The organism is Pseudorhodoplanes sp., from assembly GCF_050250235.1.
Lineage (GTDB): Bacteria > Pseudomonadota > Alphaproteobacteria > Rhizobiales > Xanthobacteraceae > Pseudorhodoplanes.
Genome location: NZ_JBFWPA010000004.1, coordinates 19,209 through 41,894, shown reverse-complemented (window position 1 = coordinate 41,894; position 22,686 = coordinate 19,209). Strand labels below are relative to the sequence as shown.

Here is a 22,686-nt window from a genome sequence, read left to right as displayed (position 1 = left end):
CGGGAGCTTTCCTTTTGGCGTCGACGGCTGATCGACGCAGGGACGATCGCGCGCAAGTGAGCGAAGCTTTCACACACGACGGGAACTTTTCTTCGGGGCTTCAGGGCTTCGATCGAACGCCGAAGATCGCGCTGCCCACGCGCACGTGTGTGGCGCCGAATTGAATCGCCGCCGGAAAATCCGCGCTCATGCCCATCGAGAGAAGTTTCACACCGTTGCGCGCGGCTATCTTCGCAGTCAGCGCGAAATGCGGCGCCGGCGCCTCGTCGAAGGGCGGGATGCACATCAGCCCGGAAATCGTCAGCCCGTAACGGTCCCGGCATCCGCGCAGGAAGTCGTCGGCATCCTCGGGCAGGATGCCGGCTTTCTGAGACTCAGCGCCGGTGTTGATTTCCACGAAAAGCTGCGGCGCCCGGCCCTGCCGGCCGATTTCCTTCGCCAGCGCCTCGCACAGGCTCGGCCGGTCGACCGAATGGATGGCGTCGAACAATGCGACGGCCTCCTTCGCCTTGTTGGATTGCAGCGGACCGATCAAATGCAGGTCGAGACCGGCATGCACCTCCCGCAACGCCGGCCATTTCGCCTTCGCCTCCTGCACCCGGTTTTCGCCGAACACGCGCTGGCCGGCAGCGATCGCCTCCGCGATGGCGTCGGCTCCGAAGGTCTTGGAGACGGCGATCAGCGTCACCGAGTCGCGGTTCGCCTCGCGGCAGGCGCGGGCGATCTCGGCGCGCACCGCCGCCAGCGCGGATGCGATGTCGTGCGGTTTGGCGCCGCTCGCCTGAACGGATTCGGCCATGCCGGTGGCACTAGCCTCGCCACATGCCGCCCGCAAGCAATAAAGCCCGGCCGTACTGGGCCGGGCTCTGAATACCTAAAGTCATCCTCAAACAGGGAATGCCGGTACACCGCTTGCACGGCAGGTCCGCCTCCGGCCGTCCGCGGAGAAACTCCGCGCGCGGCAACACAGTCATGGCTGCATGGTTCCGGGCAACGAGGTCGATAACGGCGTTGTGACGGAGGGAAGACGGCTCCCCGCACCGTTGACCCCAAAGACAGATTCATGTCACGTCCGGCGCGATTTTCTGAGCTTTTGAGCCCTCAATGACCGCCTCGCGCTACAACGCCCGCGACGCCGAGCCGCGCTGGCAGAAGACCTGGGACCAGCAGGCCATCTTCGCCACGAAGAACGAGGACCCGCGCCCGAAATACTACGTGCTGGAGATGTTCCCCTATCCGTCCGGGCGCATCCATATGGGCCACGTCCGCAACTACACCATGGGCGACGTGGTGGCCCGCTACAAGCGCGCCCGCGGCTTCTCGGTGCTGCATCCGATGGGCTGGGACGCCTTCGGCATGCCGGCCGAGAATGCCGCGATGGAGCGCAAGGTCCATCCGCGCGCCTGGACCTACCAGAACATCGCGCAGATGAAAGGCCAGCTCCAGTCGATGGGCCTGTCGCTCGACTGGGCGCGCGAGATCGCGACCTGCGACCCGGATTACTACAGGCATCAGCAGGCGATGTTCCTCGACTTTCTCGCAGCCGGCCTGGTCGAACGCAAGCAGTCGAAGGTGAACTGGGACCCGGTCGACCAGACCGTGCTCGCCAACGAGCAGGTGATCGACGGCCGCGGCTGGCGAAGCGGCGCGCTGGTCGAGCAGCGCGAGCTGACCCAGTGGTTCTTCACCATCAGCAAATACGCGCAGGAGCTGCTCGACGCGATCGACACCCTCGACCGCTGGCCGGAGAAGGTGCGCGTCATGCAGCGCAACTGGATCGGCCGTTCGGAGGGATTGCACATCCGCTTCGCACTCGATTCGGCGACGACGCCATCAGGCGAGAGCGAACTGGACGTGTTCACCACGCGGCCGGACACCCTGTTCGGCGCCAAGTTCATGGCGATCGCACCCGATCATCCGCTCGCCAAAGCCGCGGCGGCGAAGAATGCCGAACTCGCGAGCTTCATCGACGAGTGCAAACGGCGCGGCACCTCGCAGGCCGAGATCGACACCGCGGAGAAGATGGGCTTCGACACCGGCATCAAGGCGATCCATCCGCTCGATCCGACATGGCAATTGCCGGTCTATGTCGCGAACTTCATCCTGATGGATTACGGCACCGGCGCGATCTTCGGCTGCCCCGCGCACGACCAGCGCGACCTCGATTTCGTCAACAAATACGGGCTCGGCAACGTGCCCGTGGTGTGTCCGCCGGGCCAGGATCCGAAGACCTTCGTCATCACCGACGTGGCCTATGACGGCGATGGCACGCTGATCAATTCGCATTTTCTCAATGGCCTCTCGATTGCCGACGCAAAGGAAAAGGTTGCGCGCCGGCTCGAAAGCGAATTGCGCAACGGCAAGGCGGTCGCGCAGCGTCAGGTGAATTTCCGTCTGCGCGACTGGGGCATCTCGCGCCAGCGCTACTGGGGCTGTCCGATCCCGATCATCCATTGCGAGGCCTGCGGCGTTGTGCCGGTGCCAAAGGCCGACCTGCCGGTGAAGCTGCCGGAGGACGTGACCTTCGACCGGCCCGGCAATCCGCTCGACCGTCATCCGACATGGAAGCACGTGCCGTGTCCGAGCTGCGGAAGAGCGGCGCGGCGCGAAACCGACACCATGGACACCTTCGTTGATTCATCCTGGTATTTCGCGCGTTTCACCGATCCGTGGATCACCACCGCGCCGACCGATCGCAACGCGGTCGATCGCTGGCTGCCGGTCGATCAATATATCGGCGGCATCGAGCACGCGATCCTGCACCTGCTCTACAGCCGCTTCTTCACCCGCGCGATGAAGAAGACCGGCCATGCCGGCGTGGACGAGCCGTTCGCCGGCCTGTTCACCCAGGGCATGGTGGTGCACGAGACCTTCCGCAAAGCCGACGGCGAATACGTGATGCCGTCCGAGGTCGCGATCGTGGCGCAGGGTGACGCGCGCAAAGCCACGCTGAAGACCACCGGCGAGCCGATCGAGATCGGCTCGATCGAGAAGATGTCGAAGTCGAAGAAGAACACCGTCGACCCCGACGACATCATCGGCGCCTATGGCGCCGACACCGCGCGCTGGTTCGTACTGTCGGACTCGCCGCCCGAGCGCGACGTGATCTGGACCGAGGAAGGCGTGCAGGGCTCCTGGCGATTCGTGCAGCGGCTGTGGCGCCTCGTCGGCGAGGCCGCAGAGATCGCGGCGAAGGCGCCGGAGGCGCGTCCTGCAGCGTTCGGCGAGCGCGCGACCGCCGTCCGCAAGGCGGCGCATGGTGCGCTGGCGAAGGTGTCGGAGGATATCGAGAAGCTCCGCTTCAACCGGTGCGTTGCCCATATCTACGAATGCGCCAACGCGCTTTCCGCGGCGATCGGCGATGTATCCTCGCCGGCTGACATGACCCCGGATTTCGCCTGGGCAGTCCGCGAGGCCGCCGATATCCTGGTCCAGCTGTTCGCCCCGATGATGCCCCACCTCGCCGAGGAATGCTGGGCGGCGCTTGGCCACAAATCGCTGGTTTCGATGCAGGCCTGGCCCGAGGTGGAGCCCGCCTTGCTGGTGGAAAACAGCGTGACCCTGCCGGTCCAGGTCAACGGCAAGAAGCGGGCTGATGTAACCGTGCCACGGGATGCGGGAAATGCTGATATCGAGGCTGCCGTATTAACGCTGGATGCGGTAAGAAAGGCGCTGGATGGCAAGGCTCCCAAAAAGGTCATTGTTGTCCCGCACAGGATTGTGAATGTCGTCGCCTAGGGGATATCGGGGGGCAGGACTCGCGGGAATCCGGCGCTTTCTGGCGCTGGGGCTCGTTTTTGCCTGCGCCGGTCTCACCGCCGGCTGCTTCCAGCCCCTCTACGGCACCATCGGCATGGACACGGTGCCGGGGGCTCCGCCTTCAGTCCGCGCCGCGATGGCGGGCGTCGAAGTGGCTGAAATCGACGCCCCCAACGGCACCCCGGAGGCGCGCCTCGGGGTTGAAGTGCGCAACGCGCTGATTTTCGGACTGACCGGCGGCGCAGGCCAGATGCCGCCGACCCACATGCTGAAGATCAACCTCAAGGGCAACCGGCAGCACGTCATCGTCGACATCACCACGGCGCGCCCGGACATGGAAATCTACGGAATCGACGCGACCTACAGCCTGACCGACCTTGCGAACAAGAAGGTGGTACTGACCGGCCGGGCGTTCTCCCGGGCCTCCTACGACATCCCGGGTCAGCAGCAGCGCTTCGCGCGCCAACGTGGCGAGCGCGATGCACAGAACCGCGCCTCGGATATCATCGCCGACCAGATCAAGTCCCGGCTGGCGTCTTATTTCGTTACCGGCGGGTAAGGCGACCTCCGGACAGTCTTCGGTCGTCCCGCAAAGGCGGTGACCAATATTCCAGAGCGGTGGTTATGGGTCCCCGCTTGCGCGGGGACGACTGCAATGGTTGCCGTCAAGACCAACGAAGCCGAATCCTTCATCGCCCGGCCCGATCCGGCACGTCCGATTGTGCTGATCTATGGCCCCGATGCCGGGCTGGTGCATGAGCGCGCGGAGGCGCTGATCCGCGTCTCCGTCGACGATCCGAAGGACGTATTCTCGCTGATCCGGATCGACGGAGAGGAATTGTCCGGCAACCCCTATCGTCTGGTCGAGGAGGCCAACACGGTTCCGATGTTCGGGGGGCGGCGCGCCATCTGGGTGAAGGCCGGCGGCCGCAACATCGCTCCCGCGGTCGAGGCCGTGATCAACGCGTCCGCGCCGGATTGCCGGGTCGTGATCGAAGCCGGCGACCTGCGCAAGTCCGCGCCGCTGCGGGCCATCTGCGAGAAGGCGAAGAATGCCGCGGCCATTGCCTGCTACGCCGATGACGCGCGCGACGTCGCAAGGGTGGTCGACGACGAGCTGAAGAAGGCCGGACTGGCCATCGCTCCGGACGCGCGGTCCGCGCTGATGCCGTTTCTCGGCGGCGACCGCCAGGCTACGCGGAACGAACTGCAGAAACTTGCGCTCTACGTCCATGGCCGTGAGCGCATCACGCTCGAAGACGTGATGGCGGCGGTCGCCGACGCGTCGGCGGTCGCGCTGGACAATGTCATCGACGCAACCTTTGCCGGCAGGCCGGCCGATGTCGAATCGCATTTCGCCAAGGCGCGGGGCGAAGGCACTGCGCCTGGCGCAATCGTCGGAGCGGCGTTGCGCCATCTGTCGAATCTGCACCGGATGCGGATTGCAGTGGAAGAGGGCCAGTCAGTCACGGGCGCCGTGGAAGGCGCGCGACCGCCGATCCATTTCAGGCGCAAGGGCGCCATCGAGGCGGCGTTGCGCGCATGGACTGCAGCAAAGCTTCTGGATGCGATGAATACGCTCGGGGATGCGCTGCTTCAGACGCGGCTGCAGGCGAACCTGGCGGAGACGATTGCACATCGGTCGCTGATGACGCTGGCGGCCGCGGCAAGGAGAAAGACGCAATCTCCCTAGTCTAGCGGTCGCCCCCGCGGAAACGGGGGCCCATACGCGCCAATCTCGAATATGGGTCCCCGCCTTCGCGGGGACGACAGAAACTACTTCCGCTGCAGCCGCCGCACCACTTCGTCGAGTTGCTCCAGCGTGCGGTAGCGAACGCCGAGCGTGCCCCCGGCACGGCCGCGATCGTTGATCTCGACCACTAACCCCAGTGCATCGGAAAGCTGCCGCTCCAGCGCAGCGATGTTCGCGTCCTTCATCGCCTTGGCGCTTGATTTCTTCGTCTTCCTGGCATTCGCCCTGGCGTTGTCCTGACGCAGCTTCTCGGCCTCGCGGACATTGAGCCCCTTCTCGACGATGTCGCGCGCGACGCCTTCCGGATCGGTCTGGTTGATCAGCGCGCGCGCATGGCCCGCGGTCAGCTTGCCCTGATTGATATACGCCTTCACCGCATCCGGCAGCTTGAGCAGCCGCAGCGTGTTGGCGACATGGCTGCGGCTCTTGCCGACGATATGGGCGATGTCGTCCTGGCTGTGGCTGTATTGTGAAGCGAGCGCCTGATAGCCAGCCGCTTCTTCCAGCGGGTTGAGATCGGCACGCTGGATGTTCTCGATGATCGCAAGCTCGAGCGCCTCGGCGTCGGTGACTTCGAGCACGACGATCGGCACCTCGTGCAGGCCGGCACGCTGCGAGGCGCGCCAGCGCCGTTCGCCGGCGATGATCTCGAAGGTCTTGCCGCCGTCCGGCGCGGCTCGCACCACGATCGGCTGAATGATGCCGCGCTCGCGGATCGACTGCGACAGTTCGTCAAGCTCGGTATCGGCGAAGATGCGCCGCGGGTTGCGCGGATTCGGTGTGAGATGTTCGATCGGGATTTTGCGTGGCGGCAGCTTCTGGGCGCGGTCCGTCACAGGAGATTCGGCTGCGACATCTCCCATCAGCGCGGCAAGGCCGCGCCCCAATCGCGATCGCGAATCCTCTGCCATGTCGGCCGCTCCTGACGTTCGCGCCACCCTTGCCTCCGATTTCATTTCGATGCCGCCCGGTTACCGCTCAAGGCGCGCCCTGCTCGCGCTCGCGCTGGATCACTTCGGTCGCGAGCCGGAGATAGGCGTCGCTGCCGGCGCATTTCAGGTCGTAGACCAGCACCGGCTTGCCGTAGGACGGCGCCTCCGAAATCCTGACATTGCGCGGGATCACGGTGTCATAGACTTTCGAACCCATGAACTCGCGCACGTCGGCGACCACCTGGTTCGACAGATTGTTGCGCGCATCGAACATCGTCAGCACGATGCCGTGGATGGTCAGCCGCGGGTTCAGCAATTCCTTGACCTGATCGACGGTCTTCAGAAGCTGCGACAGGCCTTCGAGCGCGAAGAATTCGCATTGCAGCGGCACCAGCACCGCGTCGGACGCGGCCATTGCGTTGACCGTGAGCAGGTTGAGCGAGGGCGGGCAATCGACCAGGACATAGGTGTAATCCTCACCTTGTGGCTGGCCTTCGTTGAGCCGGCCGAGGGCGTTGCGCAGGCGAATGGCGCGGTCGCGGGCGCTGGAAATCTCCAGCTCGAGGCCGGCAAGGTCGAGGGTCGAGGCCGCAATATGCAGGCGCGGCACCGACGTGGTGAGGATCGAGTCGCGCAAGCTGGCTTCGCCCGTCAGCACATCGTAGGTCGAACGGTTGCGGCTCTTGCGGTCGATGCCGAGGCCGGTCGAGGCGTTGCCCTGCGGATCGAGGTCGATGATCAGGACCCGCTCGCCGATCGCCGCCAGCGCGGTCCCCAGATTGATGGCGGTCGTGGTTTTTCCCACGCCGCCTTTCTGGTTCGCGACCGCCAGCACCCGCATCGCCTTTGGCGCAGGGACGGAAAGGTCGGGTGCGCCAGCGGAGTCGCTCGGTGCAATCGTGGGTGCGTCGGTCATCTCTCAGGCCTCGTGATAGGAATAAAGTCGCAATCATTCCCGCATTGGACGCTGGCGTTCCACCGAGCGGACCCGGACGATGCGGCCACCGCGATCGGTGACGCTCTGGATCAACGCAGCATCAATGGTCCAACATTTAGATGCTGCGGTCAATTCAGCCTCTACATCTTGGCCCTTGTGGAACAGCGCCTGTGCGCCCCTTTTCAACAAGGGATAGGCGCTTTCGATGAGATTATCGAGGCTTGCGAGGGCCCGCGCGGTCACGATCTCCACCGGGTCGGCGAAGTGATCCACAAAGTCTTTGATCCGCACCGTATGAACCGTCACCGGCGCGCCGGTGATTCGGGCCGCTTCGCGCAGGAATGCCGCCTTCTTCATGTTGCTTTCGACGAGGTGGACCATGGCGCCTGGGGTGTCTGCGAGGGCGCAGGCGATCACAGCCCCTGGAAAGCCAGCCCCGGAGCCGAGGTCGACCCAATGCTTGGCGTCCGGCGCCAGTGGCAGAAGCTGCAGCGAGTCGGCGATGTGGCGGGTCCAGAGCTCTGGCAGCGTGGAAGGCGCGACCAGGTTGGTGGTGGCCTGCCATTGCTGGAGCAGCGCCGCAAACCGGTCGAGTCGCGCCAGGGTTTGCGGCGCGATTTCACGTGAATCGTTGAGGAGTGCGAGCGCGACCTTCCGATCCGCAGCCAGACGGGCGTCGAGGTCGCTGGGCGCGCCGCCGGAGCGCCCGCGGCTCCTCACCGGACCTCGGCGCGTGCGCCGCCTCGCCGCAGATGCGCGACCAGGAGGGTGAGCGCCGCCGGGGTCACTCCCTCGATCCTGCCGGCGTGACCGATGGTGCGGGGCCGGTGCGTGCTCAGCTTGTGGCGGGACTCGTTGGAAAGGCCGACGATCGCCGCATAATCCAGATCGTCTGGCAGAATGAGTGCCTCGTCGCGCCGATAAGCGGCGATATCGGCGGTCTGGCGGGACAGGTAGACGTCGTATTTGGCGTCGATTTCGAGCTGTTCCGCGACTTTCGGTGCCAGTGCGCCGAGTTGCGGCCAGATCCGTGAAACATCCGAAAGCGTGACATCCGGATAGGAGAGAAGCTCGAAGGCGGTGCGTCGATGGCCGTCTTTCTTGAGATTCAAGCCGTGGCGCTCGGCCTCGCTGGGTGAAACCGAGACCGAGCGCGCGAAATCGCGGGCGTCCGCAAGCGCCCCGGCCTTGGTCCGGTAGGCGTCCCGGCGCTCCGCGCCCACGCAGCCGAGCGCGATGCCCCTGTCCGTCAGCCGTTGGTCCGCATTATCGGCTCTGAGCGCCAGCCGGTACTCGGCCCGCGACGTGAACATGCGGTAGGGCTCTGTGATTCCACGTGAAACAAGGTCGTCGATCATCACCCCGATATAGGCCGTCGCGCGGTCAAAAGTGATTCCCTGTCCGCCACTTGCGCGGGACGCCGCATTCAGGCCGGCGAGCAATCCCTGCGCTCCAGCCTCCTCGTATCCGGTCGTGCCGTTGATTTGGCCGGCCAGGTAGAGCCCCCGGATGCGGCGGGTTTCGAGCGTTGGTTCCAGTTCGCGCGGATCGACGTGATCATACTCGATCGCGTAACCCGGACGCACGAATTCCGCCTTTTCCAGCCCTGGAATGGTCGCGACCAGCGCGTGCTGAACGTCTTCCGGCAGCGAAGTCGAAATCCCGTTGGGATAGACGGTGTGATCGTCGAGCCCTTCCGGCTCCAGGAAGATCTGATGCCCGTCCCGCTCGCCGAAACGGACGATCTTGTCCTCAATCGAGGGGCAATAACGCGGCCCGCGGCTGTCGATCTGACCGGAATACATCGGCGAGCGATGCACATTGGCCCGGATCACCGCATGCGTGGCCGCGGTCGTGCGCGTGATCCCGCATTGGATCTGCGGATTGTCGATCCGGGCGGTCAGGGTGGAGAAGGGCTCCGGCGGTTCGTCGCCGGGCTGCATCTCAAGAGCGGCCCAGTTGATGGTCCGGCCATCCAGACGAGGTGGAGTCCCGGTTTTTAGCCGGCCGAGCGCGAACCCGGCGCGCTCGAGCGCAGCGGACAAGCCCAGGGCAGCCGCCTCCCCGACCCGGCCAGCCGGAATTTTGGTCTCGCCGATATGGATTAGACCCCGCAGAAACGTGCCGGTGGTCAAGACCACCGCCGCAGCCGCCAGTATCCGGCGATCAGCGAGCCGAATGCCCGTAACGCGACCATCCTGGATGAGCAGATCGTCGGCTTCGCCTTCGATTACCGTCAGGTTGGCGGTATCCTGGATCGCCTCCTGCATCGCCGTCGCGTAGAGCTTCCGGTCGGCCTGGGCGCGCGGCCCGCGCACCGCGGGGCCCTTCCGGCGGTTCAGAACCTTAAACTGGATGCCGCCTTTGTCGGCAACCCGGCCCATCAGCCCATCCAACGCGTCGATTTCGCGGACCAGATGTCCCTTTCCGAGTCCGCCGATGGCTGGATTGCAGGACATCGCACCGATGGTCGAGAACCGATGCGTCACAAGGGCTGTGGCCGCACCCAGGCGCGCGGATGCAGCTGCGGCCTCGCAGCCGGCATGCCCGCCGCCAATCACGATGACATCGAAGCTCTGAGCCATATGCCTGGTATGTAGTCGCGGTCGCCGGCCGCGTCAAAAGAGCCGCAACGTCCGGACGCTGTTTCATGTGAAACACAGGAGTCTCAGTCCCTTGGACGAAGAGTCTGGACTCGAATCAGAAAAGGTAAACGCGCTATTTACCAATGCAGAAATCGCGGAAAATCACGTCCAGGATATCCTCGACATCCACCCGCCCCGTCAGGCGGCCAAGTGCCTGAGCCGCAAGGCGCAATTCCTCTGCAAAGAGGTCCTCACGGCCGCGCTCGCCCTCCGGAATTGCGCGCTTCAGAGCAGCATTCGCCTGTTCCAGCAGGTGGCGTTGGCGTTCCCGGCTCACAAGCGCCGGCTCCCGCGATTCCAAGGCCGATTTCGCGAAAGTCGCCAGGTCGGCCAAAAGCCGATCGATCCCCTCCCCCGATACCGCAGACAGCTCGTAGAAGTGCGAATCCTCGCCTCTGAGCTGCGCGCGAGCATCGGTCTCGGCCAATGAACCCGTGCGCAGATCAATCTTCGAACGAATCAGCCATGTTTCCGGGCCGGAACCATGCGCAGAATCCAGATTCGTAATTTCGTCAGGTGCCGAACCCGGATTCACAGCTTCATCCTCCGTTAACCATAAGACGAGATCGGCCGCCGCCGCCCGGGCTCTGGCACGGGTTACGCCTTCCTGCTCCACCGGGTCCTCGGTCTCCCGAATGCCGGCCGTGTCCAGCAGGGTCACCGGGTAGCCCTCCAGATCGAGATGGACCTCGATCACATCCCGGGTGGTGCCGGCGTGGGGGGAAACAATCGCGACGTCCCGCCGGGCGATGCGGTTCAGCAGCGTCGACTTGCCCGCGTTGGGCGGACCGGTAATCGCGACCACCAGACCATCCCGCAAACGTTCGCCCCGCCGCCCATCAGCAAGCAATGCTGCGATCTCCTGCTGCAGCAAACGCGCAGCATGCAGTGCACGCGCCGCAACATCGGCTGCAACATCCGCCTCATCGGAAAAATCGATTCCGGCTTCGGCCAGCGCCATCGCCTCGATCAATCGCAGCCGCCAGTTTTCGGCCCGGTCACCCAGCATCCCCTGAAGCTGCCGCACGGCTTGCCGCCGCTGCGCCTCGGTGTCGGCGTAGATCAAATCTGCCAGGCCCTCGACCGCGGTGAGATCGAGCTTGCCGTTCTCGAAGCCTCGTCGCGTGAACTCTCCCGGCTCGGCCGGCCGCAAACCGGGCAAGGCTGCCAGCGCCGCAAAAGTCGCCGCGATCACCGCCCTGCCGCCATGCAGTTGAAGTTCGACAACGTCCTCGCCGGTCTCGCTGTTCGGTCCCGCGAAGAAAAGCACCAGTGCCTGGTCGATGGTTTCCCTGGAGCCCGGATCGCGGATCGTGGCGAGCATCGCGCGGCGCGCTTCGGGAACCCGGCCGACCAGCGCCTCCAGCGCCGCCTGCGCTTTCGGTCCGGAGATCCGGACGACGCCGATCGCCGCCGGTACCGCTCCGGAGGACAGCGCGTAGATGGTGTCTGCGGACACTGTCATGTGCATTCTTGAGAATGCCCTTGATCATAAGGCGGTATAGAACATACTAAGAACACCTTGCCCACCGAGTAGTGTGACCTATCCACGGAGCACAACATGTCGGACAAGCCTAACAATACCTCCGCACGGTTGGCCAAGGTGGCATTTGAAGAAGCCCTAACCAAAATAACGACTGCAGAGAACCGCCAGGCTGCTGTCGAAACGAATGCTGCGCTAAACGACAACGCGATCGAACGCCTTCTTGCAGCGTTTGAGGCCGCGGCAAGAACCGACGGCGATAGCGGTCAATATTGGGATGCGCGCGATCTCGCTAGGCTGCTCGAATATTCCGATTATCGAAACTTCCTCAACACAGTCGATAAGGCCAAAGACGCCTGCAAAAATACCCGGGTGCCGGTCACGGATCATTTCGTTGACGCCACCGATATGATCGACATCGGTAAAGGAGCTAGCCGCGAGGTCGAGACCATCAGACTTACTCGCTATGCTTGCTACCTAATTGCTCAAAATGGTGATCCGAAAAAGCAACCAGTCGCTTTTGCTCAGACATATTTCGCAATCCAAACGCGGCGTCAGGAAATTCAGGATGAAGAGGCGAGCCAATATGTTCCTTTGCCGGAAGACGAGAAGCGATTGCTTCTTCGCCACGAAATTAAAGAGCACAACAAGAAACTAGCAAGCGCGGCCAAGCAGGCCGGCGTCGTGCTCCCACTCGACTTCGCCATATTTCAGAATGCAGGCCACAGGGTCTCTATGGAGGACTCGATCGGCTTGGTATCCAGCATCGAAAACGTATCGGTGCGAAACAAAACATTCTCGATTACATGGGCAGCACCGAGCTTGCCGCAAATTTGTTTCGCGCAACTCAAACTGAAGAAAAGCTAACTCGCGATAAGATCAAAGGTAAGGAAGCGGCCAATCGTACGCACCATGACGTCGCACGTGAGGTTCGCCAAGCAATCAAGAACATTGGCGGCACGATGCCAGAGGATTTGCCAACCGCTGAAGACATTGTGAAGGTCGGGAGACGCATCAAGAAAGCAATCGCCAGCAGCGGAAAATCTGGGGACTAGCCCGCCTAGATCAAATTCCGTCCGACCAGCAGGCCACCAAGCGCAAGCAGTCCGACATAAAGATAAACGCGAAACGTCTCGGGGCTGATCCGCTTGCGCAGGCGCTGTCCCGCATACATGCCGAGAACAGCCGGCACGATGGCAAACAGGGACAGCGTTCCGAGCGACAGATTGAAGGCGCCGCCGTCCCACAGCACCAGCGCCAGCGCAACGGTCGACACCGTGAAATGCAGGCCGAGCGCCTGCACCAGTTCGTCCTTCTCAAGACCGATGGCTTGCAGATAGGGCAGGGCGGGAATGACGAACACGCCAGTCGCCGCCATCACAAGCCCGGTCCCGACGCCGACCGACGGTCCGAGCCAGACTTCGCTCGCACGCGACACCGAGAATTTCACCTTCGACAGGCCGATGAGCGCATAGACGATCAATACGATGCCGAGCCCGATCGCGGCGGGCTTCGCATTCGACCCGGTGATAATGCCATTTCCGAGCCAGGCACCGACGAACATGCCCAGCAGCATGCCGCCAAGCCTCCTGATCAGGCCTAAAAAATAGGGGCCCGCGACCATCTGCCAGACATTGGTGGCGAGCGACGGGGCGATCAGGATCGCGGCCGCCTGTGCCGGCGTGATCACGGCCGCAAGGATGCCCATCGCAACCGTCGGCAATCCCATGCCGATCACGCCCTTGACGAAGCCCGCGAGCAGATAGGCGAAGACGACAAGCGCGATGATGGCGACGGATGATTCCATGCGCCGCACTTGAAACAAGCCGGAGCGCGCCACAATGCCTAAACCGCGAAGGCTGCCTTCGCAAAAACGGAATGGCTGCGCCGGCTATCGTCGCCGCACGCGCATTGACCTCGTCAGAGATCGGCGTATATACGTTTCTATTCGCAGCTATCCTGTGGAGCCAGCCATGCCGTTTCACGTCCGCAACCGTGAGACCGAAAGACTCGCGCGTGAGCTGGCCCGCTCGGCAAAGCTCGGGCTCACCGAGGCCGTCCATCTCGCACTGTCAAACGAGCTGGGCCGGCGCAAGCGCGCTGTCCCGCTGTGGGATCGCATCGCCGGACTGCGCAAACGCGTTCGGGCGCGCGTCAAAGAACCTGAAACGGTTACCAAGAAATTCCGAGACGACCTTTACGAGGCGAAAGGCTGACCGTGTTCGTCGATGCGTCCGCGATCGTCGCCATTCTCACCGAAGAGGAAGAGGGTCCGTCACTTGCCGAAAGTCTGGACGCCGCCCGGGCTCCGATAACGTCACCGATCGCAGTATGGGAAGCCGCCGCCTCGATCTCGCGAAAAACCGGACGATCTGCCGAATCGGAGTTACCCGACATTCTTGCCTTTCTCGAGGCCGCTGCGGTTGTCATCGTTCCGATCGACATGAGCGTCACCTTGGGAGCCCTGACCGCTTTCGACCGCTACGGTCGCCGCAGCGGCCATCCCGCCGATCTCAATATGGGCGACTGCTTTGCATATGCCTTTGCGACGCTGAGAAAGATGGAACTGCTTCATAAGGGCAAGGATTTCGGTGTTACCGATCTTCGCCGCGACTGATCCTGTCGCGCAACCCGTGTCATCGGCGCTGCGTTAGGATCGCATCACACAGACGGGATACGTCATGTCGAACGAGCCAAACACAGCCCAAAACCGGCTCGCGCACGAGACCTCGCCCTATCTGCTGCAGCACAAGCACAATCCGGTGGACTGGCGGCCCTGGGGGCCAGAGGCGCTGAACGAAGCCAAAGCCAACAACAAGCCGATCCTGCTTTCGGTCGGCTATGCCGCCTGCCACTGGTGCCATGTCATGGCCCATGAAAGCTTCGAGGACGAGGCGACCGCGCGGGTAATGAACGAGCTGTTCGTCAACATCAAGGTCGATCGCGAGGAGCGGCCGGACATCGACCAGATCTACATGCAGGCGCTGCATCACCTGGGCGAGCAGGGCGGCTGGCCGCTGACCATGTTTCTGACTCCCGCCGGCGAGCCGGTCTGGGGTGGCACCTATTTCCCCAAAACCTCTCGTTACGGCCGGCCGGCATTCGTGGACGTGATGCAGGAAGTGGCGCGGCTGTTTCGGGAAGAGCCGGCCAAGATCGAGCAGAACCGCGCGGCCCTGATGGCGCGCCTGGCGCAGGCCGCCCGGCATCCGCAACGAATCACCATCGGGCGGCAGGAACTCGACCAGGTCGGCCAGCAGCTCGGCGCCGCCATGGACCCCGTGAACGGCGGCCTGCGCGGCGCACCGAAATTCCCGCAATGCGCCATGTTCGAAAACCTGTGGCGCGCCGGCTTGCGGACGGGGGAGGGCCGGTTTTTCCACATCGTCGACCTGACCCTGACCAGGATCAGCGAGGGCGGCATCTACGACCATCTCGGCGGCGGCTATTCCCGCTATTCGGTCGACGACAGGTGGCTGGTCCCGCATTTCGAGAAGATGCTCTACGACAACGCCCAGCTCCTGGACCTGCTGGCGCTGGCCTGGGGTCGCACCGGCAAGATGATGTACCGGGAACGCGCCGAGGAGACCGTGGGTTGGCTTGCGCGGGAGATGACCAGCGGTGAGGGCGCCTTCTACTCCTCGCTGGACGCCGATTCCGAGGGCGAAGAGGGAAAGTTCTACGTCTGGTCACTGGCTGAGGTCGAGGCGGTTCTGGGACCGGAAAATGCTGCGCTTTTCGCGCAGCATTACGACGTAACCTCCGGCGGCAATTTCGAGGGTCATAATATCCTCAATCGTCTCAAAGACTTACCGCGCAGCACAGAAATCGATGCTGCGCTTCCCATGCTGCGCTCCATGCTGCACAAGGAACGGGAAAAGCGGATACGGCCGGGTCTCGACGACAAGGTTCTGGCTGACTGGAACGGCCTGATGGTTGCGGCTCTGGTCAACGCCGGTAACGCATTCTGGCGGCCGGACTGGATCGACATGGCGGCACGGGCCTTCGAATTTGTGCAGCGCAATATGACGCGTGGCGACCGGCTCGGCCATTCCTGGCGGGAGGGGCGCCTGCTTTATCCGGGCCTCGCGTCGGATTTCGCCTTCATGATCCGGGCGGCACTGTCACTCCACGAGGCAACCGGCGAGCGCTCCTATCTCGATCAGGCCATCGCCTGGCAGCAGGCCCTGGACCGGCATTACGCCAGTCCGGACACCGGCACCTATTATCTGACCGCCGACGACGCCGAGGGTCTGGTGATCCGGCCGGCCTCGACCACGGACGACGCGACCCCGAATCCGAACGGCATCGCGGCGCAGAACCTGATCCGGCTGGCCGCATTCACCGGCGACCACGGGTTTCGCGACAGGGCTGACCGCCTGATCGAGGGCGTGCTGGCGCTTGGCGGCGACAATCTGTTCATGCATGTCTCGCTCCTGAACGCGATCGACATGCGACTGAATCTGGCCGAGATCGTCGTGACCGGGGAGGGCGCAGCCGCCGCCGACCTGACCGCTGCCGCCCTCGCCTTGCCTTACGTCAACCGCGCCGTGATCCGTGCCCCATCTGCCAGCGCGCTATCGGCATCGCATCCCGCGCAGGAGAAGCTCAAGGCCGCGAGCGGAGCCGCCGCCTTCATCTGCATCGGCGAGAACTGCTCGCTGCCGGTGACCGATCCGGACGATATTGCCGAGCGATACGGCGCCCCCCGCGCGGCTTGACGCGAACCGCGAATCGACCTGCTTGATTCCTCAAGGCTGTGCCGGCGCAAGTCGGTGTGCGGCCTGCTGCGCGCGATGGGCACGCCAATGACCGGAACCGATTTCAAGCGCCTGCCGCTCGCCGTCGCGGCGACCATGCTTTGCGCCATGCCCGCACAAGGCGCTGGCGGTCCGGTCGCTGCCAGGGCGGTGGACTACGTGCGCGCCTGCAGCCTCTATGGCGTCGGCTATTACTACCTTCCCGGCACCGAGACCTGCATCAAACTCGGCGGCTATGTCCGTTACGAAGCCTATCACAACGCCGCCGGCGGAACCTATCCGACCACGACCGCACAAGGTGTGATGAACCGCAACACCGCGACCTTCGCCGCGCAGGCCCGGTTTCGTCTGAGCACCGATATTCGCACCCAAACCGAGTACGGCACGCTGCGCTCCTATGTCTCCTTTGGCGTGAACTGGCTCAACAATCCGGGCGGGGCGTTTGAAAGCGCGAGCCATGTGACCATCGCGCTGGAGCGTGCCTTCGTCCAGTTCGCCGGCTTTACCGTGGGGCGCGCTGACACTTTCTTCGCGTTCTACAGTTCTCCGCCCTACACCTTTCTCACCTTTTCCTTCGACGGTTCGACCGGCAATACCGGCATGAACGTGTTCGCTTTCACCCACGAATTCGGCAACGGCCTGAGCGCCACGATCTCGCTCGAGGATCAGATCGCGCACGGCGCGCCGGTGATCGACCTCGGCCGCGCGAATGCCGTGACCAGCACCGCAGGGGTGATGGGCGCGGGCCTGTTCGCCCAGCCGGGGGCGCCGTTCAGCGACATGAGGGGCCAATGGGTCCCCGACATCGTCGCCAATGTGCGTCTGCATCAGAGCTGGGGCGGGGTACAGATCAAGGCAGCGCTGCACCGGGTCGGCGCCGGCTATAACTTCTCGGGACCCGCCGGTGCCGGCTGCAGCGCGCCCAATACCACGGTCTGCGCCCACCCCGACGATGTCTGGGGCTTCGCTGCCGGTGCCGGCATCAGACTGAACCTGCCGTGGACATCGAACGACACCCTGTCGGGCGTAATCGCCTATTCGCAGGGCGCGTCCCGCTACGTGGCGTTCAGCCAGAATGCCAACGCGCTTCAGGGCGCGAGCGGCCTCGCCCTCGGCCCGTTCACCGATGCGGTGTTCGGCGGTGCCGGAGCGGATGGCGGCGCGCAGAGCGACCTGCTGCTGACCCGTGCGGTCGGCGGCTCGGCGGCATTGGAGCATTACTGGACGCCGAATCTGCGCACCGCCTTCGTGTTCGGCTATCTCAGCATGAGTTACAGCGAGGCGGCAAAGGTCCAGATCGCGAATCTCGGACAGCGCTGCGCGCTCGGAGGCGCGGCAACGACCGCGTTCAACGTCCGCAACTGCGATCCCGACTGGTCGGCATGGCGCGTTGCGGCCCGTACGATGTGGACACCGGTCGCCAACTTCGATGTCGGCCTGGAGGTCGGCTATTCGCGGATCGACACGGCCTTCGCAGGCGAGGCCAGCATTCCTGCCGGCGCCGGCAATCCGAACGGGACCGGCCTGTCGCATGGCCGCTACGCCATTGCGGATCAGGGCGTGTGGACCGCGACGGTCCGCGTCCAGCGCAGTTTCTGGCCGTAGCGAAGGCTGTTCGTTCGGTGATCGAGGCGCCACGCCATGCGCCAACGTCCGGCTTGACAGCGGACCCGGCTGCATCTCCAATCCTTTAAGCTTAAAGCAAAGCGGATGGGGCGCGACGTGCCAGCACGCATTCTGTACGAACTCGGCGGCCGCGATGGCGTGCATTACAGCCAGTTCTCATGGCGCACCCGCATGGCGCTGGCGCACAAGCAGCTCGATTTCGAGAGCGTGCCTGTGCGGGTCAGCGACAAGGCCGCCATCGCCTTCAGCGGACAGGACAAGGTGCCGATCCTGAAGGATGGCGATCATATGGTCTTCGATTCGTGGAAGATCGCGGACTATCTCGAGAGCGCGTATCCGGATCGTCCCTCGCTGTTCGGCTGCGCCGCGGGTCATGGGCTCGCCCGTTTCGTGAATGCCGTCGTCGACCGGCAGATGATCCCGAAGCTGGCGCCGCTCCTGATGCGCGATGTGCTGGACATCGTCGATGATGCAGACGCGGCGCATCTGCGCAACGGCATCGAGAAGGCGTTTCGCAAGACATTGGAGGACCTGGCGTCGCAACGCGACAGCGGCATCGTGGAGTTTCGCCGCATGCTCGATCCGGTCCGCGCGACGTTGCGCACGCAACCATTCCTGTCGGGCGCGCAGGCGGCGTATGGCGACTACATCCTGTTCAGCCTCTTTCAATGGGCACGGATCGTCAGCGCGGTTCAGGTGCTGGAGCCGGACGACGCGATCGCCGCCTGGCGCGAACGCATGCTCGACCTGTTCGACGGTTTTGCGCGACGCGAGCAATCCCGGCTCGAAGCCGTGGAGGCCGCCTCGTGACCACGGCGCATCCGTTCGAAAAATACTGGCGCGACGAAACGCTGCGCGACTGGCTGGACCACCATGCCGGACACGCGCCCGATCAAGTCGCGATCCTCGGCCCGAACACGCGCTGGAGCTATGGCGAGCTGCATGCACGCGCAATCGGTCTCGCGGCCCGGCTTCGCTCGCTGGGTATCGGGCGGGGCGATGTGGTCGCGATCCAGCTTCCGAACCTGCCGGAATTCGTGCTGACCTATCTCGCCACCGGCTATGCGGGCGCCATCCTGCAGACGCTGCACATGCCCTATCGCGGTGCCGAGATCGAATTCCTGCTGCAGCATAGTGGAGCCAAGGCGATCGTCTGCATGGGGCAGGGCAAGGACTTCAACCCGGCGGAAGCCGTGCTCGCGATGAAACCGCGGCTGCCCGCGCTGGCCCATGTCATCGCGCTGGGGTCCAATCCACCGCCGGGCGCCCTGCCGTTCGAGGCCAGGCCCGCGACCGCATCGCTCGAATCACGGCCGCAGGCCGATGACGATTTCGTGCTGCTCTACACCTCCGGAACCGTGGCCGCGCCGAAGGGCGTGCCGACGCCGTATCGCAAATTCCTCGCCAATGCCCGCATGAGCGCGCCGGAGCACGAGATCGGACCGCGATCGATCCTGCTCACCGCGGCGTCGCTGTCGCATCTCTACGGGTTGTTCGCTGTCAATCTCACCTTCGCCGCGGGCGCGACCATGGCACTGCTGCCGGCGTTCACCCCGCCAGCACTCGCGGAGGCGCTCGACACCTATCGGCCGACACAGCTTTTCACAGCGCCGGCGCACATGACCGCCTGCCTGCAGGCTGGATTGCTCACGCCGGAGCGGCTGGGATCGCTCGCCATGCTGCAGATTTCCGGCAGCGCCTGTCCGCCGGAACTGGCGCGCCGCATCCAGGACATGATGCCGAACGGCAAGGTGACCCAGCTCTGGGGCATGAGCGAATTGCAGGCCGGCGCCTTCAATCGCCCGTCCGATCCGCTCGAGGCGCGCATGACCAGTGCCGGCCGCGCCAGCCCGGGCACCGAACTTCGCATCACGCTCGACGGCGCGCCGGTCGGAGCGGGCGAGGAAGGCGAATTGCAGGTGCGCGGCTGCTCGGTGTTCGACGGCTATCTCGGCAATGCCGACGCGACCGCCGATGCGTTCACCGCCGATGGCTGGTTCTGCACCGGCGATCTCGCGCGCATGACCGCGGACGGCAACATCCGCATTACCGGCCGGCTGAAGGACGTGATCAATCGAGGCGGCGTCAAGTTCAATCCGGCCGATATCGAGGCGCTGATCGACCGGCACCCGGCGGTGCTGCAATGCGCGATCGCGCCGTTGCCCGATCCGGCGATGGGTGAGCGCGCCTGCTGCTTCGCGGTGCTGAAATCCGGCGCCACGCTTTCGCTCGACGACATCCGCGCGTTCCTGACGCAGCATGACATTGCCAAGACCAAATGGCCGGAGCGCGTCGAAATCGTCGATGAAATGCCGTTGACGCCGACCCGCAAGATCAAGAAGGCGGAACTGGTGAAGGCGCTTCTCGCCAAGCCGTAGCGCCGTCATCTCCGTTCGGAGAGCGGCGCAAGTCGAGATTGAAATCCCGCTGGTCGTACGCTGGTGGCTACGACGCCTTGCGCGCTGCGCCGTCCGTCCGCTTCAGCCACGGGCTCCATGGTTCAGGCGGCACCAGTCCCGCGCTCGACCAGACCGGCACAATGGCACCCGAACCGTTGAAGCGGCCCACGAAGGCAGGCTTGTGCAGATGCTGGGTCTGCGCGTCCATCCGCACCGCAAACCCGCTCGGCGCGTCGCAGGTCATGTCCGCCATGGCGGCGCGCACCGCGGCAACTGCTGTGGTCCCAGCCTTTTCCACCGCCGCGACCCACATCCGGAACCCGATCAGCGTCGCTTCCATAGCATCGTTCGGCATCGCCGGCGCGCCGTCGCAATAGGCACGCCATCGCCGAAGAAACGCGTGGTTCGCGGGATGATCGACCGATCCGAAATAGCTCCAGCTCGCAAGATGGCCGTCCATCGGCACGTCGGCGAGCGAGGCAAGCTCTCGCTCGCCGATCGACAACGTCATGACCGGGAGCGTCGCCGGCGACAGTCCCTGTCGCGCATATTCGCGGAAAAAATGCACATTCGAGTCGCCTGAGATCGTCGACACGATCGCGGCGCTGCCGCGCCCGCCGAACAGCGCCATGTGCTCGATGGTCTCGCGCCAGATGCGTTCGCCGAACGGGACATACAGCTCCATCACCTGTGCGGCCGGAATTCCACGGGATGCAAGATAACCCTTCAGGATCGCATTGGTGGTGCGCGGATAGACGTGGTCGGTGCCGACAAGGATGAGATGACGGCGGCCCTGGTCGAGCAGGTATTCCAGAGCCGGCAGCGCCTGCTGGCGCGGTGTCGCACCGGTATAGAAGACGTGCGGTGATTGCTCCTCGCCTTCATACTGGCTCGGATAGAACAGCAGCCCATCGTGCCGTTCCATCACGGGCAACACCCGCTTGCGCGAGGCCGAGCTCCAGCACCCGAACACCACCGCGACGCCATCATCGCTCAGCATCGCCTCCGCGTGCGTCGCATAGCGATCCGGCTCGGAGCCCGGATCGGCGATCACGGCCTCGACCGGACGGCGCAGCAGCCCGCCGGCTTCGTTCAGTTCCTCGATGAGCATGACCAGCAATTGCTGGAGCGGACGTTCCGCGGCGGTCAGCGTGCCCGACAGCGAATGCAGGATTCCGATCCGGATCGCGCCGTGGTCCAGTTCTCTGAAATAGCCCCCGATCGACTCCACCAGGGTCTGCGAGCGGCTGGCGAGATCGTCAGCGGTACCGAGCACCGATTCCCCGGCCTGCGCCACCTCCGCAATCGCCGACTGGATGTCCGGCAGCGCCTGCGCCACCGTCACCGCCACCCGGTTGGCCTCGTCCCCGATGTGATCGAGTCCGGTCAGCTGGCGCTCCAGGATCGCGTTGAGGTCGCGGTTGACCGCGCTGGTCGATTCGACACTGCTGGCCACCGCGCCTATCGCGGCGGCGGTTTGTTTCACTGCGCCCTGAATGCCGGCGATCAGCGCGCGGATTTCCCGGGTCGCGCCCGCGGTCTGATTGGCAAGCTCCTTCACCTCGCCTGCAACCACCGCGAAGCCGCGACCGGCCTCGCCGGCGCGGGCCGCCTCGATGGTGGCGTTCAGCGCCAGCAGCGAGGTCTGGCCGGCAATCGACTGAATGAGCTTGATCACGATATCGATCTGCTGGGCGGCATCGAACAGGCTGTGGACGGTCTGGTCGGCATGGCGCAATTCGCGCGTGGTGCGCTCGGTGGCGTCACGCGCCGCGGCAACATGATCTCCCGAGCGCAATACGATCTCCCGCACCTCGTGGGCTGCATCTGCGACCTTGGCCGCATCGATCGCTGCCGCCTCCGCCGATTGTGCGGCACAGGCGACGCGATCGGACATGTCGCGGTTTCGCGCCGCCAGATCGGCGGCGGTGACACGGATGCGTTCGCCAGCTCCGGTGAAGGCTTCCGTCACGTCGTCGATGGCCGCCCGGAATCGCCGTGTGATGAACAGTCGGCCAGCCTGACGGAGTCGCGACTCGGTGAGATGACGGTCGCGATCGATCGCAACATTGTCGGCCTGGCTGAGCGCAGACCGCATCGCCTCGGCCGCCTCTCCGAAGCGCTGCACGCTGCCGTCGCCGATCGCATCAGGCAGCTCTGCGAAGCGGTCCCCGCGGGCGATCCGCACAAGACTGCTCACCAGACGGGACAGACGATTCTCCGCGAACCATCCCACGATCAGCGCACCGATCAGGGCCGCGCTCATCCCGGCGATCCAGCCGAACACGGCCTGCAGGCCGAGCGCGACAAGCGTCGTCGTGAAGGCCGGCACCGCAAGCCAGAATGCCGGACGTTGTATTCTCTGTGTCATGTGCAATTCCGAATCGATGCC

18 protein-coding genes are annotated in these 22,686 nt (G+C 64.4%); 10 read left to right on the top strand and 8 right to left on the bottom strand.

Annotated elements, in window-relative coordinates; genetic code table 11:
• Window positions 1-100: 100 nt before the first annotated feature.
• Window positions 101-799, bottom strand: a complete 699-nt coding sequence (locus tag AB7F49_RS03280) for a YggS family pyridoxal phosphate-dependent enzyme (RefSeq protein ID WP_428520282.1) — start codon at window positions 797-799, stop codon at window positions 101-103.
• 305 nt (window positions 800-1,104) lie between these two features.
• Here AB7F49_RS03280 and leuS point away from each other — a divergent pair, with 305 nt between their 5' ends.
• The 3 genes from leuS (at window position 1,105) to holA (ending at window position 5,452) form a co-directional block, all read left to right on the top strand.
• Entirely contained in the window at window positions 1,105-3,738 is a 2,634-nt protein-coding gene (leuS, locus tag AB7F49_RS03275) for a leucine--tRNA ligase (RefSeq protein WP_428520280.1), read from the top strand.
• Window positions 3,725-4,318, top strand: coding sequence for an LPS assembly lipoprotein LptE (gene lptE / locus AB7F49_RS03270; RefSeq protein WP_428520278.1), 594 nt, complete (start codon window positions 3,725-3,727; stop codon window positions 4,316-4,318). The genes leuS and lptE overlap by 14 nt, the downstream gene beginning before the upstream one ends.
• Before the next feature lie 96 nt (window positions 4,319-4,414).
• Entirely contained in the window at window positions 4,415-5,452 is a 1,038-nt protein-coding gene (gene holA / locus AB7F49_RS03265) for a DNA polymerase III subunit delta (protein WP_428520276.1), read from the top strand.
• Window positions 5,453-5,535: 83 nt separating this feature from the next.
• Here holA and AB7F49_RS03260 read toward each other — a convergent pair whose 3' ends face one another.
• The 5 genes from AB7F49_RS03260 to mnmE form a co-directional block, all read right to left on the bottom strand.
• Complete coding sequence (locus AB7F49_RS03260; protein WP_428520274.1) at window positions 5,536-6,423, bottom strand: ParB/RepB/Spo0J family partition protein; 888 nt, start codon at window positions 6,421-6,423, stop codon at window positions 5,536-5,538.
• A 67-nt stretch (window positions 6,424-6,490) separates the two neighbouring features.
• Window positions 6,491-7,360 carry a ParA family protein gene (locus AB7F49_RS03255; protein WP_428520272.1) on the bottom strand — a complete coding sequence of 290 codons (870 nt, stop codon included), beginning with the start codon at window positions 7,358-7,360 and terminating at the stop codon, window positions 6,491-6,493.
• A 33-nt stretch (window positions 7,361-7,393) separates the two neighbouring features.
• Entirely contained in the window at window positions 7,394-8,101 is a 708-nt protein-coding gene (gene rsmG, locus AB7F49_RS03250) for a 16S rRNA (guanine(527)-N(7))-methyltransferase RsmG (protein ID WP_428520270.1), read from the bottom strand.
• Window positions 8,098-9,966, bottom strand: coding sequence for a tRNA uridine-5-carboxymethylaminomethyl(34) synthesis enzyme MnmG (gene mnmG, locus AB7F49_RS03245; protein WP_428520268.1), 1,869 nt, complete (start codon window positions 9,964-9,966; stop codon window positions 8,098-8,100). The genes rsmG and mnmG overlap by 4 nt, the downstream gene beginning before the upstream one ends.
• Window positions 9,967-10,099: 133 nt before the next feature.
• Window positions 10,100-11,491 carry a tRNA uridine-5-carboxymethylaminomethyl(34) synthesis GTPase MnmE gene (mnmE, locus tag AB7F49_RS03240; protein ID WP_428520266.1) on the bottom strand — a complete coding sequence of 464 codons (1,392 nt, stop codon included), beginning with the start codon at window positions 11,489-11,491 and terminating at the stop codon, window positions 10,100-10,102.
• Window positions 11,492-11,587: 96 nt separating this feature from the next.
• Between mnmE and AB7F49_RS03235 the strand changes: the two genes are divergently transcribed.
• The gene (locus AB7F49_RS03235; RefSeq protein ID WP_428520264.1) at window positions 11,588-12,376 is read left to right on the top strand and encodes a BRO family protein; all 789 of its coding nucleotides are present in this window, start codon (window positions 11,588-11,590) and stop codon (window positions 12,374-12,376) included.
• 193 nt (window positions 12,377-12,569) lie between these two features.
• Here AB7F49_RS03235 and AB7F49_RS03230 read toward each other — a convergent pair whose 3' ends face one another.
• Window positions 12,570-13,316 carry a sulfite exporter TauE/SafE family protein gene (locus tag AB7F49_RS03230; RefSeq protein ID WP_428520262.1) on the bottom strand — a complete coding sequence of 249 codons (747 nt, stop codon included), beginning with the start codon at window positions 13,314-13,316 and terminating at the stop codon, window positions 12,570-12,572.
• Window positions 13,317-13,350: 34 nt separating this feature from the next.
• Between AB7F49_RS03230 and AB7F49_RS03225 the strand changes: the two genes are divergently transcribed.
• The 6 genes from AB7F49_RS03225 (at window position 13,351) to AB7F49_RS03200 (ending at window position 20,273) form a co-directional block, all read left to right on the top strand.
• Window positions 13,351-13,725: a type II toxin-antitoxin system VapB family antitoxin gene (locus tag AB7F49_RS03225; protein ID WP_428520260.1), complete on the top strand. Its 375-nt coding sequence runs from the start codon at window positions 13,351-13,353 to the stop codon at window positions 13,723-13,725.
• 2 nt (window positions 13,726-13,727) lie between these two features.
• Window positions 13,728-14,126: a type II toxin-antitoxin system VapC family toxin gene (locus AB7F49_RS03220; protein WP_428520258.1), complete on the top strand. Its 399-nt coding sequence runs from the start codon at window positions 13,728-13,730 to the stop codon at window positions 14,124-14,126.
• Between the two features lie 64 nt (window positions 14,127-14,190).
• Window positions 14,191-16,230 carry a thioredoxin domain-containing protein gene (locus AB7F49_RS03215; protein ID WP_428520256.1) on the top strand — a complete coding sequence of 680 codons (2,040 nt, stop codon included), beginning with the start codon at window positions 14,191-14,193 and terminating at the stop codon, window positions 16,228-16,230.
• Window positions 16,231-16,317: 87 nt separating this feature from the next.
• A complete protein-coding gene (locus AB7F49_RS03210) occupies window positions 16,318-17,874 on the top strand; it encodes a porin (protein WP_428520254.1) in 1,557 nt (518 codons plus the stop codon).
• A gap of 192 nt (window positions 17,875-18,066) precedes the next feature.
• Window positions 18,067-18,705, top strand: coding sequence for a glutathione S-transferase N-terminal domain-containing protein (locus AB7F49_RS03205; protein WP_428520252.1), 639 nt, complete (start codon window positions 18,067-18,069; stop codon window positions 18,703-18,705).
• Window positions 18,702-20,273, top strand: coding sequence for a class I adenylate-forming enzyme family protein (locus AB7F49_RS03200; protein WP_428520249.1), 1,572 nt, complete (start codon window positions 18,702-18,704; stop codon window positions 20,271-20,273). Before AB7F49_RS03205 ends, AB7F49_RS03200 begins: the two co-directional genes overlap by 4 nt.
• A gap of 67 nt (window positions 20,274-20,340) precedes the next feature.
• On the opposite strand, the gene AB7F49_RS03195 is transcribed toward AB7F49_RS03200, so the two are convergent.
• Window positions 20,341-22,665 carry a transporter substrate-binding protein gene (locus tag AB7F49_RS03195; RefSeq protein WP_428520247.1) on the bottom strand — a complete coding sequence of 775 codons (2,325 nt, stop codon included), beginning with the start codon at window positions 22,663-22,665 and terminating at the stop codon, window positions 20,341-20,343.
• Window positions 22,666-22,686 lie beyond the last annotated feature (21 nt).